Source organism: Niveibacterium sp. 24ML, assembly GCF_026586805.1.
Taxonomy (GTDB): Bacteria; Pseudomonadota; Gammaproteobacteria; order Burkholderiales; family Rhodocyclaceae; genus Niveibacterium.
Genome location: NZ_JAPFHA010000029.1, coordinates 1 through 20,159 on the forward strand (window position 1 = coordinate 1; position 20,159 = coordinate 20,159).

General features: G+C 65.4%; 13 protein-coding genes. 1 reads left to right on the top strand and 12 read right to left on the bottom strand.

The features are described 5' to 3' along the window. Nucleotides 1-46: 46 nt before the first annotated feature. The 8 genes from OPU71_RS18995 to pta all read right to left on the bottom strand — a co-directional run bounded on the left by OPU71_RS18995 (nt 47) and on the right by pta (nt 13,355). Complete coding sequence (locus OPU71_RS18995; protein WP_267729645.1) at nt 47-1,102, bottom strand: type VI secretion system Vgr family protein; 1,056 nt, start codon at nt 1,100-1,102, stop codon at nt 47-49. Between the two features lie 12 nt (nt 1,103-1,114). Further along, on the bottom strand, nt 1,115-2,026 hold the full coding sequence (locus OPU71_RS19000; RefSeq protein WP_267729646.1) for a hypothetical protein: 912 nt from the start codon (nt 2,024-2,026) through the stop codon (nt 1,115-1,117). Further along, complete coding sequence (locus OPU71_RS19005) at nt 2,023-3,462, bottom strand: hypothetical protein (protein ID WP_267729647.1); 1,440 nt, start codon at nt 3,460-3,462, stop codon at nt 2,023-2,025. The genes OPU71_RS19000 and OPU71_RS19005 overlap by 4 nt, the downstream gene beginning before the upstream one ends. A 3-nt stretch (nt 3,463-3,465) precedes the next feature. Beyond that, nucleotides 3,466-6,228 (bottom strand): type VI secretion system Vgr family protein, encoded by a 2,763-nt coding sequence (locus OPU71_RS19010; RefSeq protein ID WP_267729648.1) that lies wholly within the window; start codon nt 6,226-6,228, stop codon nt 3,466-3,468. 127 nt (nt 6,229-6,355) lie between these two features. Then, nucleotides 6,356-8,107, bottom strand: coding sequence for an ABC transporter ATP-binding protein (locus OPU71_RS19015; RefSeq protein WP_267729649.1), 1,752 nt, complete (start codon nt 8,105-8,107; stop codon nt 6,356-6,358). Continuing rightward, nucleotides 8,097-9,842, bottom strand: a complete 1,746-nt coding sequence (locus OPU71_RS19020) for an ABC transporter ATP-binding protein (protein ID WP_267729650.1) — start codon at nt 9,840-9,842, stop codon at nt 8,097-8,099. The genes OPU71_RS19015 and OPU71_RS19020 overlap by 11 nt, the downstream gene beginning before the upstream one ends. Before the next feature lie 164 nt (nt 9,843-10,006). After that, a complete protein-coding gene (locus OPU71_RS19025; protein ID WP_267729651.1) occupies nt 10,007-10,681 on the bottom strand; it encodes a DUF642 domain-containing protein in 675 nt (224 codons plus the stop codon). A gap of 625 nt (nt 10,682-11,306) precedes the next feature. Further along, a complete protein-coding gene (gene pta / locus OPU71_RS19030; protein ID WP_267729652.1) occupies nt 11,307-13,355 on the bottom strand; it encodes a phosphate acetyltransferase in 2,049 nt (682 codons plus the stop codon). A 232-nt stretch (nt 13,356-13,587) separates the two neighbouring features. Here pta and yegQ point away from each other — a divergent pair, with 232 nt between their 5' ends. Continuing rightward, nucleotides 13,588-14,901, top strand: coding sequence for a tRNA 5-hydroxyuridine modification protein YegQ (gene yegQ, locus OPU71_RS19035; RefSeq protein WP_267729653.1), 1,314 nt, complete (start codon nt 13,588-13,590; stop codon nt 14,899-14,901). 25 nt (nt 14,902-14,926) lie between these two features. On the opposite strand, the gene OPU71_RS19040 is transcribed toward yegQ, so the two are convergent. The 4 genes from OPU71_RS19040 to OPU71_RS19055 form a co-directional block, all read right to left on the bottom strand. Further along, complete coding sequence (locus OPU71_RS19040; protein ID WP_267729654.1) at nt 14,927-15,877, bottom strand: substrate-binding domain-containing protein; 951 nt, start codon at nt 15,875-15,877, stop codon at nt 14,927-14,929. Further along, nucleotides 15,874-18,171, bottom strand: coding sequence for a PAS domain S-box protein (locus OPU71_RS19045; protein WP_267729655.1), 2,298 nt, complete (start codon nt 18,169-18,171; stop codon nt 15,874-15,876). The genes OPU71_RS19040 and OPU71_RS19045 overlap by 4 nt, the downstream gene beginning before the upstream one ends. Before the next feature lie 82 nt (nt 18,172-18,253). Next, a complete protein-coding gene (locus OPU71_RS19050) occupies nt 18,254-19,003 on the bottom strand; it encodes a hypothetical protein (protein WP_267729656.1) in 750 nt (249 codons plus the stop codon). Between the two features lie 54 nt (nt 19,004-19,057). Continuing rightward, nucleotides 19,058-20,107, bottom strand: a complete 1,050-nt coding sequence (locus tag OPU71_RS19055) for an aminopeptidase (protein ID WP_267729657.1) — start codon at nt 20,105-20,107, stop codon at nt 19,058-19,060. Between the last annotated feature and the right edge of the window lie 52 nt (nt 20,108-20,159).

The following is a 20,159-nucleotide window of genomic DNA, read 5'->3' on the forward strand; positions in this document are numbered from 1 at the left end:
AAGCTCGCCGAACGCTTCGCCGCTTTCGTCGCTTTGTCCGCGTCCGTTATTTGGCTGGCTTGATTGTCAACAGACCCAAGCTGGCAGCGCTGTCGAAGGCGATCACCGGGTGCCCGAGCTTGTGGGCGGCCTCGGCCTCAGAGCGGCTGCCGGCGGCGTGGATCTTTTCGCTCTGGCCACCTTGCGGACCGCTGTGGCGCGCTTCGAGGGTCTTGATCAGTTCGGGTAGCGGCTGTTTGTCTTGCGCCGCTTGCAAGGTGCCAGCGCTGTGGGTGCTGGCGTGTTGCGCGAGGGTTTCAACCAGTTGTTTGGCGCCTTTGGCGCGGGCGAGCGCTTCGGCAGCATCGAGCTGGGTGGAGGCGCCCTGCGGCCGCGCGTGGGTGGTGAGGAGCAGGCCTTCACTGGCGCGCACGGTGGTCCAGGCGTCGGTGGCAAGCTCGAAGCCTTCGCCGCGCCAGGCGCCGCGGCTGCCACTGGCGCCGCTCTGGCGGGTGATCCAGCCCAGTTCCAGGCGTGCGGCGGCAAGGTTCGTAGCAAGGCGGGCGCGCTGCTGGCCGGGGGTGTCGTCGATCAGCCACTGGGCGTGGCCGGATTGGTCGAGCGTAGGCTGGTGGATGCCGCTGACCACGCCGGGCTGCCCGCTGGCTGCGTCGATGCCGCCTTCGAAGGGTGGCGTATGGCTGCCGTTGAAGGCGCTGCCGATCACTTGCGGGCGATCGGGGTCGTCACTGATGAAGCCGACCAGCACCTCGCTGCCGATCGGCGGGGTGAACTGGCTGCCCCAGTTGGGGCCGGCGGCCCATTCGGCGATACGCACCCAGATGCCGCTCTGTTCGTTGCCCGGTGCGCGTTCGGCGTCGGACAGGCCACCGGGGTTCGGTGATTCGCCGCGTTGCCACGGAAACTGCACTTTGACGCGGTGATCGCGCGTGGTGCTGACCGCCTCACCCTCCACACCCACCACGCGGGCGGTGTGGCTGCCGCTGGCGCGGGGCCGCGCAGGCATGTCGGGCACGATCGGCACCGCGGCGGGGAGTACGGCGAAGCGGTTGCGGTAGGTGCCAAATTCGGTGCCGCGCTCAACGCCCACGGCAGCGAGCAACTCGCTGGCGAGTCAGTCCACCAACTCACCTGGTTTGTACTGCTTATTCGGAAACAGCGGCATCTTCTTCGGCGCCTTTGGCACAGGCCATCCGTTCTTCGCAGCCCATGCCTTGATGTCAGGGATGATGCCTGGCGCATCCCCGTTGGGGCATTCGTGCAGGCAGACCCAGTTCGTGCCGTGGCGACCTATGACGGGTTTAGGCGGCACGTCGAAACGCCCCCACCCAATGACGGGGCGGATGTAGGCTTCGCGCCGCAACGGGTACTTACCTGCTTTGTTTCGCTTCTTCGTATCGTCCTCGCCCCACGTATAAGAGGTAACGTCGATGTAAGGGTAATCGGCGCTCATTAGGTAGTATGCCCATTCGCGGCAGCCAAAGTTACCGACTCGATCGTACGCTTCTGCCTGATAGCCTTTCGTATAACGCCGTTCGTCATCGCCTGAACAGATCGCCGGTATGTAAAGCGTGTCATCGGCGGTGTGGCCAGTGAACCACTCGCCGACGTCAAACTGCAAGTCGTTCGGGCCGTTGCCGGGGGCGAGCACGACGCCACGGATGCGATTGATGCGTCCGAATAGTTTATGGGGCCAATCGTATGGCGAGATCACTTCGCCTTGCTCGCTAAAGCTCATCAGCAGCGTGCTGACCTTGTTGTCGTACTCGTTGTACTCATTAGGGATTTCGAAGGTCTTCACGTCGGGCATGATGGATTCGGGTTCGTAATAGCCAAGAGGATCTCCCTTGGCCAGTTCATCCTTCCCCTGCTTTGCGCTGACCGCGAACCAAGACGGCTCGCCGATTTTCAAGATGTACCGGAACTCCCAGGCGCGTTCAATCCATACGCGTGACCCTCGCTCTTGCGCCTGCGCGGTACTCAGCATTCCCAGCAATATGGTTAAGGCAAGCAGATAGGGCCTCATGGCAGCGGCAACCCTTCGTTGCGCACGGTCAAATGCAAATGGTCTGCATGCAAGGTTTCATTGCTGTCTAATTGAACGTTCGGCTCCGGCGTAATGTCATCCTTAGTGTTCTTGTCCATAAACCAAGGGTCAAACACCGAGCGCACGCAATCGCACTTCATCAGACGGGTACGGAAAGATTTGACTGACGCGGGCTCGTTCTTGTCGCGCTCATCATTCCATGCCTTTGTAGCTTTCTGCCGCGCAGCTACTTTTGTTTTGGCTTCGGCTTTGGCCGCCTCAATCTCCTTCGGCAGCGCCGCCTCACGCAACGGATCGACCTTGCCGGGAGCGGTTTTCTTTGCTTTGTTCAGTTCAGCAAGCTCTCTCTCGAGTTTCTTCAGCGCAACGTCGGCTTCCACAACCGCCTTTTCCGCCGTGAGCTTCTCGTCAAACAGCCTCTTCTCTTCCGCGCTCACGTTCTCGGTGTCCGGTGCACTGCTGTACTTCTCCGACCGCAACTCACGGCGGTTTAGCCTTGCCTTGTCCAGATAGTTCACATCCAGCCCCAAGCCAACGCGGTGCAGGATCGACCCGATCATCGGGCGCCAGCCGGAGCTGATGGTCACTTTTCCGACCTGTGCTTCGAGTGCCGACTCAATGACAGCCACCCAGGCTTGCGGATGGACGCGCGGCAATCCGTCGCTGTATAGGTTGAAACTTTTGATGTTGTCCGAGCAGTTCTCGGAGGCAGCAAAGCTGAGGGTGACCGTACGGGTAGTCTTGTCGGCCTGCTCAACGCTCACACTCAAATCCCCGGTGTGTTTGCCGCCGTAGAGCTTAAGCACGGCATCGCGGATCGCCGCGGCGGTGCCCGCAGGAATGCGCGCCTTGGCTTCAGCCTCGGTGTACTTGTGCGTGATCTTGAGCCAGATGTCACCGGTGAGCGTACCGGTATGGTGGTGCGTCTTTCTTGTCGTTCCACTCTTGTCGTCTTTGACTTCTTTCGTTTCCTTGAAGCTCAAGCTCGCAGCGTCAGCGTGCTTGCCTGTCTTCTCGGTGATGCGAATTTCGGCTGGAGCGTCACCTACCGTAAAGGCATAGACCGGCTCCTTGCGGAAGTCTGGGTGCGCGTCGCTGCACAAGTAAAGCTCAATCTTGTCGCCTTGCGCGGCATGTATCGACAATCCCATGAGTACGACTTTTTTGCCGTTTTCAGTCGCGCAGGCATGCGATTTTGCTGTCTTGGCGAAGGCCGCATCGACCTTGCCATTGATGGCGTACGCATACGGGAGTTTGAGGGTCGCTTTCGAACCGATATCGAAGAAGTAAGTCACCTTGCGCTTCACAACGCACGGCACATCCACGCATGAGCCAAGCGTAGTGTTGGTGGTAGCCGTTGCATCGGGCTTCGGCGCATTGGCTTTGGGGCGTGGCGCGGTCAGTGTTTCGGCCATGTTTCAGCATTCCTGTTCCGCAGCACTGGCGGCTGCATTTGAGTCGAAATCCGTGCTCAACCAGTAGAGTTTGATGCCCTGCGGATCCTGCGTCATCACCCGCTGGGTCTTACCGTCCTTGTCCGTCACGCCCTCGAACACATCACCTTCCGCTGTCTCTATCCGGTAAGGCTGGCCAACAATCGACGCGCCATCGGCCTTGTCGACGGCCCTGAATTGTTCGTCGTAGAACTTGAGTCGCGAATCTGGCAACCCATTCAGCTTCGCCGCCGCACTCCCGCCACCCAAGAACGCATGACTCCCACCCTTCACCTCGAACTTGCCGGGGCATTTGAAGGTGATGTTTGAGCCTGCGATTTCGATCTGGCTTTGCCCGGCGCCGAGGACGATCTTGTCTTGGGCGAGGATGTCGATGCCTTCGCTGCTGCTGGTGACGGTGACGGATTTGTCGGCGGCGAGTTCGAGCGCGTCGGTGTGGGCGCGCAGCGTGAGCGGCCCGGCGGCGGCGATGGCGGCTAGATCCTGGCCGGCGGTGAAGAGACTGATTTCGCGCGCGGCGGTGAGCGTGGCGCTGTGGCCGGCGGCCAGATGGGCGTCGCCGTGGGCGGTGAGGCTGGTGCTCTCGCCGCTCATCATCTGCAGGCTGGCGGGGGTGGTGGCGAGGAGGCTGGCGGCGCTGTCGAAGGCGATCACCGGGTGCCCGAGCTTGTGGGCGGCCTCGGTTTCGCTGCGGCTGCCGGCGGCGTGGATCTTTTCGCTCTGGCCGCCTTGCGGACCGCTGTGGCGTGCTTCGAGGGTCTTGATCAGTTCGGGCAGCGACTGTTTGTCTTGCGCGGCTTGCAGGGTGCCGGCGCTGTGGGTGCTGGCGTGCTGCGCGAGGGTTTCTACGAGCTGCTTGGCGCCCTTCACGCGCGCGAGCGCTTCAGCGGCATCCAGTTGAGTCGATGCGCCTTGCGGCCGCGCGTGGGTGGTGAGGAGCAGGCCTTCGCTGGCGCGCACGGAGGTCCAGGCGTCAGTGGCAAGTTCAAAGCCTTCGCCGCGCCAGGCGCCGCGGCTGCCGCTGGCGCCGCTCTGGCGGGTGATCCAACCCAGTTCCAGGCGTGCGGCGGCAAGGTTGGTGGCGAGGCGGGCGCGCTGCTGGCCGGGGGTGTCGTCGATCAACCACTGGGCGTGGCCGGATTGGTCGAGCGTAGGCTGGTGGATGCCGCTGACCACGCCGGGCTGCCCGCTGGCTGCGTCGATGCCGCCTTCGAAGGGTGGCGTATGGCTGCCGTTGAAGGCGCTGCCGATCACTTGCGGGCGATCGGGGTCGTCACTGATGAAGCCGACCAGCACCTCGCTGCCGATCGGCGGGGTGAACTGGCTGCCCCAGTTGGGGCCGGCGGCCCATTCGGCGATACGCACCCAGATGCCGCTCTGTTCGTTGCCCGGTGCGCGTTCGGCGTCGGACAGGCCACCGGGGTTCGGTGATTCGCCGCGTTGCCACGGAAACTGCACTTTGACGCGGTGATCGCGCGTGGTGCTGACCGCCTCACCCTCCACACCCACCACGCGGGCGGTGTGGCTGCCGCTGGCGCGGGGCCGCGCCGGTATGTCGGGGACGATGGGGACTGCGGCGGGGAGCACCGCGAAGCGGTTGCGGTAGGTGCCACGCTCAACCCCCACGGCGGCGAGCAACTCGCGCGTGTCCGATTCCAGGTTGTTGGCCGCTTCGTGCTCGACCCATAGCACGGTGAGCTTGGCGTCGCGACCGGCAAGCGCGCCGAATGCGTCGTGATCAGCGAGCGTGAAAGCCTGCGCCGGGGCCAGTGCGCGCACCGAGGATTCGCCCGCCCAGGTTTTGACAGCGCGCTCCTGCGCCTGCATGCGCAGCCGTGCAAAGCGCTCGGCCGCGGCGGTGTCGGCGTAGCGGCGTTCGCCTTCGCCGAAATACTGTTCAAGCGTCGGCATCTCGCCTGCCGGCCAGGCGCTGGTTTGCTGCGCGGCGGTGGCGACCAGTGCGGTGTCGTCCCAGGCGGAAAGGGCGACCTGCGTGCTGCGTACTTCGCGCCAGGCGCCCAGGCTGTGGATCGCGTCGGCGCTGTCGGTAGCCGACAGGCGCGTGAAGCGGATGCTCGCTTGCGGGCAGGCCGGCCATTCGGCGCTGGCATCGGCGATCACCAGCGTGTGCGCGTCGCCGCTATCGGCGTGTTCGAACCAGTACGACAAGCCTTCTTCGCCCAGCAGGCGCTGGACGAAGTCGAAGTCGGTTTCGCGGTACTGGGTGATCAGCGCGCGCGGCGCGATGGCGCCCGCGTCGGCCACCCGCACATCGAAACGGGCGATCGGGTAATCACCGAACACCGCCTCGACCACTTCGAGTGCGCTCTGGTCCTGAAAGATGCGGCTGGTGCGGCGGTGATGCAGCGTGGCGAGCCAGGGTTCGAGCTGGATCCGGTAGCGGGCGAGGCCACCGTCGGCGCCCAGTTGCGCGGCGTGCGCGACGATGGTGTGCCAACTGCGCATCGAGCCATCGGCCTGGCGCAGGCGCAACGTGACGCCCTCACCGATCAGCTTGCGCAGATCCAGGTGGGCCGAAGCTGAGAGGCAATCGAGCGCGAAATAAAAGGGCTCGGACAAGGCTTCGCGGCCGGCGAAGCGCTCGGGCAACAAGGCGTCGGCGCCGAGCGGGGTCTTCAGATCGAGCAGGCGCGCCTCTTGCGACAAGGCGCGGCGGAAGGCGGCCAGTCCGGGCAAGGCGGCGGTGAGCGTATCAATCGAGAGCATGCGGGGTCCTGCGGACTTGCGGGGGTGCGCGAAGTTAGCAGTTTTGCATACGCGTCTGGCATTTTCATTGCCTTGCCGGGGCGCGGCGGGGAGCTTGTCACGGAGCGCCCCGTTTTGGCGGAAACCCTCAGGCCTCGATCTGCTGCAGCTCGTAGAGCCGCCGGTAAATGCCGCCTTCGATGGCCATCAGCGCGTCGTGATTACCGCGCTCGGCGATGCGGCCGTGGTTGAGCACGGTAATCGTGTCGGCATCGCGGATCGTCGAGAGCCGGTGCGCGATCGAGATGATCGTGACGCGCCCGCGCAGTTCGTTCAGCGCGATCTGCACTACCTGCTCGGTTTCGCTGTCGATGTGCGAGGTCGCTTCGTCGAGCAGCAGGATCTTCGGCTGGCCGGCGAGCGCGCGGGCAATCGCCAGCAACTGCTTCTGGCCGACCGAAAGCCGCGCACCGCCTTCGCCCAACTGGGTTGCGTAGCCCTCGGGCAAGGCGCAGATGAAGTCATGCGCGCGGGCCGCGCGGGCGGCGGTTTCGATTTCAGCGTCGCTCAGGCCGCGGCCCATGTCGATGTTCTCGCGCGCATCGGCAGCGAGCAGGAAGGGCTCTTGCGGTACGAGGCCAACCGCACTACGGAAGGTCGCCTCGCCCAGCTCGAACAGCGGCGTGCCGTCGATTTCGATGCGGCCACTTTGCGGGCTGTAGAAGCGCAGAAGCAGCGAGAGCAGCGTGCTCTTGCCGCTGCCGGTATGGCCGACGATGCCGTGAAAGCTGCCGGCCGGAATCGTCAGCGACAGATCGTGGATCACCGGATGCGCCGGATCGTAGCCGAAGGCCAGTTCGCGCAGCGCGACTTCGCCCGCGCCGATGTGGCCGCCCTCGCCCGCCGGCGTCGCGAGCGGTTCGGCCAGCAGGGTGTCGACCCGCGAGGCGGCAATCAGCGACTGCTGCAACTGCGAGAACTGCAGCGTGATCTGGATCAGCGGCTCAACCACACGCGCCATCAGCCCGACGAAGGCGTACAGCACGCCCACCGCGGCCACGCTGCCGCGCCCGGCAAAGCTGGCCAGCACGCCCACCAGCAGCAGCACGTTGAGCAGGTCGAGCGCCGGCCGCAGCAGCCAGGCGTTGGCGCGCAGCTCGGCACGGCGGGCGTCGAAATGCGCGCGGTTGGCCTTGGCAAAGCGCTCGGCGAAGCGGCCCGCCGCGCCGGTGGCCTGCAGCACCGGCATGCCGGCTATCGATTCGGCTACCTGCGCGTTGATCTCGCTGCGCAGTTCGCGGGCGCGCGTCACCGCCGGTGCGCTCAGGTGTTTGTAGAACCACACGATGCCGATCACGGCGGGGATCAGCAGCGTCACCACGCCCATCAGGCGCAGGTCGAGCCAGGCCATCGCGGCGAGCGATCCGCACAGCACGATCACGCTGTCGAGCATCACGAACAGCACCTGCACGTAGAGGGCCTTGACCGCCTCGGTGTCGTTCGTGACGCGGCTGACGAGCTGGCCGGTGATGGCGCGGTCGAAGTAGGCAATCGGCAAGCGCAAGACGTGGCCATACACCGCCTCGCGAATCCGCTGCACCGAGCGCGCGGCCACGCCGGAAAGCGACAGCAGCTGCAGGTAGCGCAGCGCGTTGGCGCACCACACGGCGACCAGTGCGCCGCCCAGCAGCAGCCCGATGGCGGCCAGATCGCCGTTGCGCGGAATCAGGTAGTTGTCGATGAAGGCCTTGCCGAGCATCGGCCCCATCACTTCAAGCCCGGCGGCGAGCGCCAGCCCGCACAGCGCGAGCCACAGGCGGCGGCGCTCGGGTTGGGCGGCGCGCGCCAGCAGCGCGGCGGCGCGGGCGATGTCGCCGCGTTTGTCCAGATCAGGCTGCATCGAGGCTGGCCTCCAGTTGCTGGTAGCGCCACTGGCTGGCGTACCAGCCGTCGTGCGCCAGCAGCTCGGCGTGCGAGCCGGCTTCCACCACGCGGCCCGCGCGCAGCACCAGGGTGTGTTCGGCATCCATCACCGCCGAGAGGCGGTGGCTCACGATGATCACCGTGCGGCCGCGCCGCGCGTCGCGCAGGTGGCTGAGGATGCGGGTTTCGGTTTCGGTATCCACCGCCGAGAGCGCGTCGTCGAGCAGCAGGATCGGCGCGTCTGACAGCAGCGCGCGCGCAATCGCCACCCGCTGCCGCTGTCCGCCCGAGAGCGAGACCCCGCGCTCGCCCACCGGCGTTTCGTAGCCCTGCGGCAGGCGCAGGATGTCGTCGTGAATCGCCGCGATGCGCGCCGCCTGCTCGATCTGCTCGCGGCTGGCATCAGGGCGCGCGAGCGCGATGTTGTCGGCGATCGAGGCGGAGAACAGGAAGGCTTCCTGCGGGACCCAGGCCATCGCGGCACGCAGCGCGTCGAGCGAGTAATCGGCGAGCGGGCGGCCGCCCCAACGTATCTCGCCACTGGCGGCCACGTCCTGACGCAGCAGCAGGCGGATCAGCGTCGATTTGCCGGCCCCGGTAGCGCCGACCAGCCCCAGCGTATGGCCCGCTTCGAGGCGCAGGTTCACTGAATCCAGCGCCGGGATGGCCTGGTCGGGGAAGCGGTAGCCGACGCCGATCAGCTCGATCGCCGCGTCGCTGCAGGGCGCGGCGTGGGTGCCGTGATCGGGCATCTCGGGCGCGGCGTCCAGCACCGGTTGCAGGCGCTCCCACGCGGCACGGCCACGCTCGATCAGCGAGAGCACATGCCCGGCGGCGAACATCGGCCAGATCAGCTGCCCGAGGTACATCGAAAAACCGGTCAGCAGGCCGATCGTCAGCTCGCCCTGCCATACCAGCCAGCCGCCGAGCGCGAGGGTGAGCGTGCTGGCGGCCGAGAGCGCGAGGCCGACCGCCGGCTCGTAGGCCGCTTCCCAGCGCTGTGCGGTGTCGCCCGCCTTCGCTGCGGCGGCGGTCAGTTCCGCGAAATGCGCGCTGCTGCGCGCTTCCAGCCCGAGGGCGCGCACCGTGCGCACGCCGGCCAACGTTTCCTGCACATGGTCGTTGAGCTTGCCGAAGCGCCCGAGCGAATCGCGCCAGGCGTGGTGCACATGGCGCGAGATGCGCCAGAACGCGAAGGCCATGAAGGGGAATGGCAGCAAGGCGGCGAGGCCAAGGCGCCAGTCGATCCCCAGGGTCATCATTGCAACGACGAGGATCAGCGTCATCGTGCCGTCGAAACCTGCCAGCAACGCCTCGCCGGCCGAGAGTTCCACCGCGTCGATGTCGTTGGTGGCGCGCGCCATCAGGTCGCCGGTGCGGCTGCCCTGGAAGAAGCGCGCGCCCTGCAGCGTGAACTGCCTGTAAAGCCGCGTGCGCAGCTCGACCCCGAGCTGGTAGGCGGTGGCGTAGAGCATCAGGCGCCAGCCCACGCGCAGGAAGTAGATCGACAGCCCCATTGCGATCAGGATCGCGAATTCGCCAGCCAGCGCCGAGGGCGTGACCTGGCCGTGCACCAGGCGATCGATGATTGCCGCAACGCGGCGCGGCACCCACACGGTCAGGATTGCAATGGCGGCCAGCATGAGCGCCGAGGCGGCGTAGGCGCGAGCGTTGCGGCGCACGAAGGAAAGCAGCAGGGCAAAAAGGCTCATCGGGGGTGTCCGCGGCGAAGGCAGGGCACACCGCACCCGGTCGGCGCGATGGCGAAGGGCGACATTCTACGGGTGTCGCACGCACACGACGGCGCCGCGCGCCCGGCGTTCGGGCAAAAAAAAAGCGCACCCGGCAGGGTGCGCTTTTGCGGACCGTGTGGCGCTTAGCCCATGCGGCGGCGCGAGATCAGCCCAAGGCCGATCAGACCTGCCATCAGGGTTGCCCACGACGCGGGTTCCGGCACGGGCGACACGGCAGAGACGCTGACATTGTCAAGCGAACCGCCGTAGCTGTTGCTGATGCCGCCTGCAGCGAAGACCAGCGTCGAGAAGCCACCGGTAGCAACGAAATTGAAGTCGTATTCTTGCCACACGTTGCCCGACGCGCCCACACCAGAACCGGATGCGGTCAGCAGCGCGGTGCCGTTGATGAAGGCAGTGATGTCGTTCGAGTTCGCAGCAACATTCATGCGCGGCGAGTAGAAGAAAGACACGTTGTAGGCTTGGCCCAGTGTCGTCTCGAACGTTTGCGCAATCCAGGAATTGGCGGTCGTGTCGAGTTCGACAAAGTTCTTGCCATCCAACGCGGAACCCGAGACGTTATTGCGGATCTCGACGCCTTTACCACCCACTTGCCAGCCTTTGAGCGACGAGTAGATGTTCCAGGTGCCCGCCTTCTGGCTGACACTTTCAAAACTGCCGTTTTCGATCAGATTGATCGGGCCTGCCGAAGCGGTGGCCGAACCAATCAACGCAAAACCGGCCGCAGCGGCGAGGGCCACGCGTAGGGACGTTGTTTTCATATGTTCTCCATGGGGGTAGGTCATCGTGTCATGCACGCATCACTGCCAGATCATGCAAGTAGCCGATTTGGAAATTGTGCGTGAGTTGGATGATATTTGCTGCGGCGAAACCGTTTTTGACGTTTCGTGCTGCGTCGCGACATTTATCACACCGAAAATAGTCGGGCAAGACCATGCGGCCATCCCCGGGCCGCTCAGTTGGCGCACGGATGCCCCCGATGCGGATTGGATCGCCATCGGACTCATCCCGCGGAGATCACGCCGCACAGCCGATATGCACGCCGGCCCTGCCCCGTAGCGGGCATTTGTTGCCTGCATCGCGACAACGGGTGGCCCAAGATGCCGCAATTGGCTGGCGGCAGCGCGGCGCATCCAATCGTCAGGGTGCCTGTCCGGACAGCCATCCGGGTTGAAGTGCCCGCCGCCCTCGATAACCCGATCTTGACCACAGCGCGCAAGGATTCAGGCGGCACCCCGGCTCCGGCCGCCGGCAGGGCTGCAGCGAACACAACAGAAAACGGGGGCGATTCAAATCATGGTGCGCCGCGGGGCCTTGCGAGTTCGGCTTGCGGCCTGCCGATGCAACGGGTGCCGGCAAGGCGCCGCCCAAAAGAAAACGGCATGCCCATTGGCATGCCGCTGCGCTTGGAGCGTCTTCCGCTCAGGATTTCGGCGGCGTGTCCGCCTGGATCGCGGTCAGCGCGATCGTGAAGACGATGTCGTCGACCAGCGCGCCGCGCGACAGATCGTTTACCGGCTTGCGCAGCCCTTGCAGCATCGGGCCAACCGACACGACGTTGGCAGAACGTTGCACCGCCTTGTAGGTGGTATTGCCGGTATTCAGATCGGGGAATACAAACACGGTGGCCTGCCCGGCAACCGGGCTGCCGGGTGCCTTCTGGGCCGCAACGTCCTTGACGGTTGCGGCGTCGTACTGCATCGGGCCATCGAGCACCAGTTCCGGGAAGCGCGCCTTGGCCAGTTCGGTCGCCTTGCGAACCTTTTCAACATCGTCACCGCTGCCCGAAGCGCCGGTGCTGTAGCTGATCATGGCGACCTTCGCGTCGATGCCGAACGCAGCGGCGCTGTCCGCGCTCTGCTTGGCGATGTCGGCCAGTTCTTCGGCCGTCGGGTCGGGATTGATCGCACAGTCGGCGTAGACCAGCACCTGCTCAGGCATCAGCATGAAGAAGCAGGACGAGACAATCGACGAACCGGGCGCCGTCTTGATCAGCTGAAGCGCGGGGCGCACGGTATTCGCGGTGGTATGCACCGCACCGCTGACCAGGCCATCGACCTCATCAACCGCCAGCATCATGGTGCCCAGCACCACCGTGTCTTCGAGCCCGGCGCGGGCCTGGCTCGGCGTGAGCCCCTTGCTCTTGCGCAATTCGACCATTGGCGCGACGTAACGGTCGGCAATCGCGTCCGGCTCAAGAATTTCGAGCCCCGCTGGCAATTCCAGCCCCTGCGCCTCGGCCACCGCCTCGATCGAGGCGCGTTTGCCCAAGAGCACGCAGCGGGCGATGCCTTTTTCGGTACAGATGACGGCGGCCTTGACCGTGCGCGGCTCGTCGCCCTCGGGCAAGACAATGCGCTTGTTGGCCGCACGGGCTTTCTTGATCAGCTGATAGCGGAAGGCTGGCGGCGACATGCGCAGCGATACGGCCAGATCGAGCCCGGCACAGATCGCATCGCCATCGAGTTGCTCGGCCACCGCGTCGATCACGCTGTCCATGCGGCCGGGATCGTCGCTCGGCACAGCCAGCGGCAGGCGGCTGATCTTGGCGGCGGTTTCGTAGCTATCGCCATCGGAACGCAGGATCGGCAAGCCGCTGTGGAAGGCCAGCGAACCGAATTTTTCGATGCGCGGGCTGATGTAGCTGTGGTGCGTGAGCAGCAGCCCGGCCAATTCGATGCCGTTGCTGGCCGCCAGCGCGGTGGCGAGCATCACGTCGTCGCGGTCACCGGCGCTGACCACCAGGGCACCCGGCTTGAGGCGTGGAATCACTTCCGACACCGAACGGGCGGCGAGCACGGTCTCGAACACGCGGCGGCTGGCGATTTCGCCTTCCACCATGACTTCGGCACCAAGGTGCTTGGCCACGTCGATCATGCGCGGCGCCGAAAGGCGCGGGTCTGCCTTGATCACGCCCCAGACCGGCACGTCACCCAACTGGGCCGATGCCTGCCCTTCGTCGAAAGCTTCGATCGCCTTGTTGAACACCACGCCAACGACGCGGCGACTGGCGTTGCGTACCTGCGCGATCAGGTAGTTGGCCTCGGCAATGCCTTCGGCGTCGGCGGCGCTGGCCACCAGCACCACATCAGCCTGCAGGCTGCGCGCGATGTCGCCCGACAGGCGCGGGATGAACGCGCGCCCCGGATCGGCGTGAATCCCTTCAACCACCAGCACGTCAGCACCGTCCGAGCCCGACATCGCGAGGCTGACAATGTTTTCCAGCAATTCGTCGGTGCGGCCGGCGGTGACGAAGTTCGTCACCTCGCTCATGCGCAGCGGGTCGGGGCTGGCGACGTTGCAGATGCTGCGCGCGAACAGCACCGACGGTTCGGTCTCGGGGGTGTACTTGGTCACCGGTTTGACGAATGCAACCTTCAAACCACGACGCTGCAGCGCGCGGACGAGGCCGAGCGAGACCGAGGTTAGGCCGACGTTGGGTCGTGTCGGCGCGATGAAATACGTGCGCATCAGGGGGAGCTCCGCTTGTGGTCAGCAGCCCCTCCGGTAAGCCGGGGGGAAATTGTGCGCTGCATGATAATCAGTCTGGTGGACTTTTTTGTTGACGTGACAGGGATGTTTCGCGATTTCTCAAATTAATTAGCCGCTTAGCCACGCCCGCGCCTGCTCGCCGAGCCCTTTTTACGTGCCTGCTGCGGTACCATCTGCGCCCTTCGCAACATGCCGCACCCAGGTGACACCCATGCAACGCCCGGAACTCCTCGCCCCCGCCGGCTCATTGGCCATGCTCGACACTGCCTTCGCATTCGGGGCCGATGCGGTGTATGCCGGGCAACCCCGCTACAGCCTGCGCGCGCGCAACAACGAGTTCGGCAGCCTGGAGAACCTGCAACTGGGCATCGACCGCGCCCATGCGCTGGGCAAACAGTTCTACCTGGTCAGCAATGTCTTCCCGCATAACGCCAAGGTCCGCACCTACCTGGCGGACATGGCGCCGGTGGTGGCCCTGAAGCCGGATGCGCTGATCATGGCCGACCCGGGCCTGATCGACATGGTGCGCGAGGCCTGGCCCGAGATGCCGGTACACCTGTCCGTGCAGGCCAACACGGTGAACTACGCCACCGTGCGCTTCTGGGGCAAGCTGGGGGTGCGGCGGATCATCCTGTCGCGCGAGTTGTCGCTGGACGAGATCCGCGAGATCCGCGAAGCCTGCCCGGAGATGGAGATCGAGGTATTCATCCACGGCGCACTGTGCGTGGCGTACTCGGGCCGTTGCCTGCTCTCGGGCTACTTCAACCATCGCGACCCTAACCAGGGCACCTGCACCAACTCTTGCCGCTGGAAGTACGAGGTCAAGCCCGCGGAAATCGACGCCACCGGTGACGCCACCGACGGCAAGGCCTGCTGCAACGCGCCGGCCGCAGGCGCCGAAAACCCTGCTTCAAAGGTCTACCTGCTCGAAGAAGAAACCCGCCCCGGCCAGCTGATGCCGATCGAGGAAGACGAGCACGGCACCTATGTGATGAACTCAAAAGACCTGCGCGCGATCGAACACGTGGCCAAGCTGGTCGAGATCGGCGTGCATTCGCTGAAGATCGAAGGCCGCACCAAGTCGCCCTACTACGTGGCCCGTACCTGCCAGACCTACAGCCGTGCGATTGACGATGCGATTGCTGGCCGCCCGCTGGACATGCGCTTGCTCGCAGAGCTCGAAGGCCTTGCCAGCCGCGGCTACACCGATGGCTTCTATGAACGGCATCACACGCAGGAATACCAGAATTACCTGCGCGGGCATTCGGAATCGGATCGCAGCCAGTACGTCGGCGACCTGACGGGCTACGGCGCGGACGGACTGGCCGAAGTGATCGTGAAGAACCGGTTCGCGGTGGGCGACCGGCTTGAGTTGATCCACCCGGCCGGCAATCGCGATGTCAGTGTCAGCGCAATGTTCAAGGCCGATGGCACGCCAACCGAGGTGGCGCCGGGCAGCGGTCACCATGTCAAGCTCGCCTTGCCGGCTGGCTGTGAAGGGGCGTTCATCGCCCGTTACGTCTGAGGGCGTCTGGCGCGCGCCAGCCCCGCTAACGCGCCTCCCAACCGCGGTACTGCCCAAGGTTGTCACGCGTGAGCAGCGGTGTCGGCAAGAGGATGCGGCGCTTTTCAACCGGCTTGCCCTCGCGCAAGGCCAGGCCGATGTCCACCGCTCGCTGGCCGATCAAGGCCGGCGTCTGACCGGCCGATACCACGATCAGGCCGGGGCGCTTCATTGCCACTTCCACTTCGGGCGATCCATCCACACCGCCGATCAGCAAACGATTCAGGCCGGCCCGGCGTGCAACCGTTTCGGCGCCCAGGGCCTGCCGGTCGTTGATCGCGAATACCGCATCCACCTGAGGGTAGCGGGCCAGGTGTTCCTCCATCAGCTTGCTGCCGCCCCAAGGCGACGCGAGCCCGTCGCCCTTGTCGGTCAGGAGCCGGATGTCCGGGTAGGCCCTGAGCGCCGCGCGGCAGCCCTCGACCCGGTCTATCACCGAAGAAACATTCGGCCCGTTCTGGATGATCAGGTTGCCCTTGCCGCCCAGGCGCACTGCGAGATCGCGACAAACCGCCTCGCCTGCGCCGCGATTGTCTGACTGGATCATCACCTCGGCGCCTTCGGTATCGACATCAACCGCCACCACCGAGATCCCCGCCTCGCGCGCGCGCATCAGCACCGGGCCCAGATCCTTCGGATGCGAGGCCGCGATCAGGATCAGGCTGACGCGGTCGGCAATGAATTTTTCGACCTCGCGAATCTGTGAAGCGACGTCGTACTCGCTCGCGCTGGACATCACGCGCACGCGCGGGTTGATTTCGAGAGCGCGATCCTGCGCGCCGCGCGCCAGCGCACTGAAATACGGATTCGCCAGCGAGGAAACGCTGATGCCGATCACGTCCAGCTTCGTACCGGGCTCCGCAGCCCAGGCACTGGCCGCCAGCAAACTTGCGGCGGCAAGCGCCATTTTTTGAAGCTGTCGTCGAATCGGCATCATGCAGCGGCTCCCGTGTTGCTGACTTCATGTAGTGGCCGATCTTCGGCCTCTGCGCCCTTGGGCGCAATCCGCGGCAGCTCGATGTGAAAGCGCGTGCCCCCGTCGGGCGGGCTCTCCAAGGCGATGCGCCCACCCAAGACCCGCGTCACCAGCGTGAACACGATGTGCAAGCCCAGGCCACTGCCGCCACGGCCAAGGCGCGTAGTGAAGAACGGGTCGAACACCTTGGTATGGTTTTCCGGCGGGATGCCACAACCGCTGTCCGTCACATCGAGCGTCACCCAGTCGTCATCGCGCACCGCGGCGCTGACCCGGATGGTCCCCGGCGAACCGTTGGCAAACCCATGCACACGTGCGTTTTCCACCAGATTGGTAAGCACCCGGGCGAGGGCGCCGGGGTAGGCGTCGATCCGCGCATCGCCCGCAATCGCCAGTTCGAGCGAAATCTGCGTCGTCCTCAGCGATGGCCGCAGGGTCGCAACGATTTCCTCCAGCGTGTGGGCAAAGTCGAAGCTGCGCCGGTTCTCACTGGTCTGATCCACCGCCACCTGCTTGAAGCTGGAGATCAGCTCATGCGCTGCCGCAAGGTTGCGGTTGAGCAGGCGCGCCGCTTCGTCGCAGGTTTGCAGGAACTCAAGCAACTGGCTGCGTCGCAGGGCCGCCCCTTCAACCGCCTTGCGTGTGCGCCCGGCTTCGTGGCTGAGCGTGCTGGCAAGCGTCACGCTGTTGCCGATCGGGGTGTTCAGTTCATGTGCAATCCCCGCCACCATGGCCCCCAGCGAGGCCAGTTTCTCTTGCCGCACCAACTCCCCCTGCGCGCTGCTCAGATCCTTGACGGTGCGGGTCAGGGCGCGGTTCACCTCTGCAAGCTCGGCAGTGCGTTCCTCAACCTTGGCTTCGAGGCGGGTGTTGAGTTCGTCGATCGCGGCGCGGGTTGCCCAATCCTCGGTGGTATCGCGTGAGCTGGTGATCAGGTAGCGCACGCCGCTGATCGTGAAGATCCGGCCCGACATTTCGCAGCGCCGCGTCTCACCGTTACGGCGCACGAAGTAGGTATCGAGCCGTTCGACAAAGCCGCCCCCTTCACGCATGGCCTGGACCATGCGCTGCATTTCTTCCTCGCTTGAAACGAGCTTGAGCTCAAGGGCGGTGCGGCCGATGGCCTCTTCGCGGCGGTAGCCTGACCAGCTCTCCCAGCTCCGATTCACCGCGATGTACTTGCCGGTAACGAATTCATGCAGGGTCCAGGCATCGGGGGAGAGCTCGAACATGGTCTCCAGCCGCGCCTCGTTCTCTCGCAGCCGTTGCTCAGCAAGCTGGCGGGCCGTGACATCAACGAACTGCGCGATCACCAGCGTGCGCCCGTTGGCCTGCACCGCCCGGGCCGACAGCTCGCAGCGCACCCAGCGTTCATCGGCCGCGCGCACGGCCAGGGGCATCCCGGCAATCGGCACGCCGCCCTTTGCCAGCGCGGTGAAGGCAGGCACCAGCGGTTCCGCAACATCGAACAGGCCCAGCATGTCCAGATTCTCCCCCAGCACATGCTGGGCGTCGCGCCCGGTCAGCAGCAGCCATTCGTCGTTGGCGTCGCGCACGGCGCCGGTCACCGGATCGACGATGATCGAAGCCAGCGGCCCATCGCGGAAGAAGGTGGCGAATCGCGCCTCGGATTCTGCCAGCGCAAGGCTCGCACGCCTGTGCTCGGCCGCACTGGCATCCTGCGCGGCAAGCGCTTCGATATAGTGCTGGCGCACGATCACCAGGATCGCGTAGATCATCAGCGCGAAGAAGCTGAACGTTGCCGCCTGATTGAAGACCATCGGCGCCGGGTCGCTCGCGCTGCCCCGGTACAGTTGCCACAGCGCGATGCTCCAGAGCAAGCTCAGCACCACCCCCAGCGCCACTGCTCCGGCGCGCCGCCCAAGCACCAGGGTGCCGATGACGATGGCGATGAACACGCCCGACATCTGCAAGACCCGGATCGAACCGAGCTGGAAGGTGACGCCCACAGCGATCGCCGAGCACAACACGATCAGCGACAAGGCCACCGGCCGGATGATTCGCCGCTTCAAAAGCCCTAGAAAAAAGGGCCAGAACCCCAAGGCGAACAGCAGCGAATACATGGCCGAGGGGCTGGAATACCAACCGGTGACGGACATCACCAGGACAAAACAGAGCGTCAGCACGCCCATCACGACCAGCAGATCGCGCAGCACGGAGAACAACTGGTCACCATGCCCGAATGACCAGCCGCCCGAGTGCTCACCGAAGAACCGCCGCCAGGTTTCCCGCATTCCGCTCCGCTCGTTTTTTGCCACTTTCCGGGTTTACGGCAGATCCGGCAGATTCCGAAGGCGGCGACGGGTCTTGCGGCGTTCAGTGTTCGGTGCGTGCCGCGCGCTGCCAGGCAATCACCGCCTGGTTCGCGTGCGCCATGATGCGATCGCGCTCGTCCTTGGCCAGTTCGCGGGAGAGTGCGGCAAAGAGTTCCTGCGTGGTTTCCTGCGCCAGGCCCTCGGTCGCCAAGCCATGCTGAAGACAGCGCAGTTGAATGTGCGCCAGCGCATCCGCCACCAGGCGCCAGCCCGCTTGCGGCATCAACCGCAGCAGCCCCAACATGAGGCCGCCAAGGGTGCGCAGTACCGCCAGCGCCTCGTCGCGATCGGCTGAGGCGATCATCGTGTGCCACAGCGCAAGGTGGATGCCGCGCCGCAGTTCGACCTTGAACGCGAAGCCGCAGCCTTCGTCGTCGTTAAGCAGTGAAAACCAGGTCTGGCAACGCCCTTCCTGCGCCACGTCCATCGTGTCGCGCAGGGCGCCGACCAAGGCCGTGATGCCCACCGCAGCGGCGGGGCCGAAGGCCTGGCTCCAGGCCAGGCCCCATTGATCGAGCCCGCTCAGCAACAGCGCCTTACGCGCCGCACTGCCCTCGGCGTCGCTCATGCCGGCCCATTCGGCGAGCTTGGCGCAGACCGACACGACCGCCGTCACTTGCGCCTCGGGCGCCGCATCGAGGGTGTTGCGAAACACTTCGGCGAAGGCGTCCTGCACCAGGCGGGCGGCTTGCTCTTGGGCGTCGTGCGCGACGGTGGCTTCAAGGCTATCAACGGGCGTAGGCGTAGTCATGACACACAGGCTCAGGGAAACGAGGCGCGATTGTGCCCCAGGCGCGGCACGCCGTCAGCGCGGGCACGCCGCCGCGTCGAGCAAGGCGTTTCGCACCACGGCTGGCTCGGCCGCGATGGCGGCCACGCGCGCGTAGAAGCGCGGCAAGTCCTCGTCGCAGGCGGCGAGCAATCGCTTGAAGGCCGGCACCTTGCCGGTGTAGACGCCCACCGAGGCCAGCAGCGCATTGTTGATCGGCTGCGCAAACCAGCGGTCGTAGCCGGTGTAGCCGCCCCAACGCTCGCGCTTGATCTGCTGGTACTGCTCGCCCATCTTCGCGATGATCGCCTGCTTCTGCTCCCGCTTCTCGGCGGCTGGCAAGTCGCTCGCGTAGAGCGCCTGCAATTGGCCACGATAGTCGAGCACCAAGGCTCGAAAGTCCGCCCGCATGGCCTGGGCGCGCTCGAACGCCGGGCGCAGGGCTTCTTTGCCCGGCTGCGCGGTCCAGCGCGTGACCGCGACCTCCTCCACCGCGCTGGCGAAGGATTCGTTGAACTCGGTGTCGTCCTTGACGTAAGCAAGCTGATGACTCAGTTCATGGAATAGCAGGCGGGCGAACTCGGTTTCGGGCCAGCCGATGAAGGTCGACAGCAGTGGGTCCGAAAACCAGCCAAGGGTTGAATAGGCCGGCACACCGCCAACATGCACGTCGTAGCCCTGCGCGCGCAATTCGGCCGCGTGCGCGTCGGCGTCTGCTTTGTCGAAGTAGCCCAGATAGCCGATGCAGCCCGCGACCGGCACGCACCACTCCTTTAGCCGCATCGACAGCGGCTCGGCGGCAAACACGTTCCAGGAGACGAAGGGGCGGTCGAGCGCGGCGTAGCGGCTGTAGCTGCTGTTGTCCGGCAAGCCGAGGTGACTGACCGAAAACGCGCGGACCGCTTTGGCGCGCAAGAGCTGATCGCGCACGCTGGCCGAGGTGGCCGGGTCCTGCAAGACCTCGTCGATCGGACGCGCGCGCGCGAGCAGATCGATCTGCCCGCTCGCCGCCTGCCAGTAGTACGTGGGCGACACCGCGCAGCCGGCGAGCAAGGCCGCACACAGCCATGGAATCAGTCTTTGCATGGGCGCGAGCTTAGCAGGAGCGTGCGGCGACGCCGGCGCCTACAAGAGCACG

Bases quoted from the DNA above. Each gene is read 5' to 3' on its own strand.
- OPU71_RS19020 (WP_267729650.1), bottom strand. From the start codon at position 9,842: ATGAGCCTTTTTGCCCTGCTGCTTTCCTTCGTGCGCCGCAACGCTCGC.
- yegQ (WP_267729653.1), top strand. From the start codon at position 13,588: ATGCAACGCCCGGAACTCCTCGCCCCCGCCGGCTCATTGGCCATGCTC.
- OPU71_RS19040 (WP_267729654.1), bottom strand. From the start codon at position 15,877: ATGATGCCGATTCGACGACAGCTTCAAAAAATGGCGCTTGCCGCCGCA.
- OPU71_RS19050 (WP_267729656.1), bottom strand. From the start codon at position 19,003: ATGACTACGCCTACGCCCGTTGATAGCCTTGAAGCCACCGTCGCGCAC.
- pta (WP_267729652.1), bottom strand. From the start codon at position 13,355: ATGCGCACGTATTTCATCGCGCCGACACGACCCAACGTCGGCCTAACC.
- OPU71_RS19005 (WP_267729647.1), bottom strand. From the start codon at position 3,462: ATGGCCGAAACACTGACCGCGCCACGCCCCAAAGCCAATGCGCCGAAG.
- OPU71_RS19055 (WP_267729657.1), bottom strand. From the start codon at position 20,107: ATGCAAAGACTGATTCCATGGCTGTGTGCGGCCTTGCTCGCCGGCTGC.
- OPU71_RS19000 (WP_267729646.1), bottom strand. From the start codon at position 2,026: ATGAGGCCCTATCTGCTTGCCTTAACCATATTGCTGGGAATGCTGAGT.
- OPU71_RS19045 (WP_267729655.1), bottom strand. From the start codon at position 18,171: ATGCGGGAAACCTGGCGGCGGTTCTTCGGTGAGCACTCGGGCGGCTGG.
- OPU71_RS19015 (WP_267729649.1), bottom strand. From the start codon at position 8,107: ATGCAGCCTGATCTGGACAAACGCGGCGACATCGCCCGCGCCGCCGCG.
- OPU71_RS19010 (WP_267729648.1), bottom strand. From the start codon at position 6,228: ATGCTCTCGATTGATACGCTCACCGCCGCCTTGCCCGGACTGGCCGCC.